The organism is Neisseria sp. P0024.S006 (assembly GCF_051956595.1).
In the GTDB taxonomy this organism is placed as follows: domain Bacteria; phylum Pseudomonadota; class Gammaproteobacteria; order Burkholderiales; family Neisseriaceae; genus Neisseria.
This window is the reverse complement of sequence record NZ_JBQCXH010000094.1, coordinates 1-376: the sequence shown is the minus strand read 5'-3', so window position 1 is coordinate 376 and position 376 is coordinate 1. Positions and strand designations below refer to the sequence as shown.

Here is a 376-nt window from a genome sequence, read left to right as displayed (position 1 = left end):
TACCGTCGCCGTTGTCTTTAACGTCGGCTTCAGCATTCTTACCGTCTGCACCAGTTGCACCGGTATCGCCTTTAGCACCAGTTGCACCGTCTTTAACGATGGTAGTAGTTGTATTACCGTTACCGTCCTTGATGGTTACAGTGTGAGTACCATCGCCGTTGTCTTTAACTTCGGCTTCAGCGTTCTTACCGTCTTTAACGATAGTAGTAGTGGTATTACCGTTACCGTCTTTGATGGTTACAGTGTGAGTACCGTCGCCGTTGTCTTTAACGTCGGCTTCAGCATTCTTACCGTCTGCACCAGTTGCACCGGTATCGCCTTTAGCACCAGTTGCACCGTCTTTAACGATGGTAGTAGTTGTATTACCGTTACCGTC

General features: G+C 48.4%; 1 protein-coding gene. It reads right to left on the bottom strand.

Annotated elements, in window-relative coordinates; all coding sequences use genetic code 11:
* Positions 1-376: collagen-flanked surface repeat-containing protein (locus ACTHUF_RS11445; RefSeq protein WP_440407783.1), on the bottom strand; the 376-nt coding region annotated here is incomplete at both ends.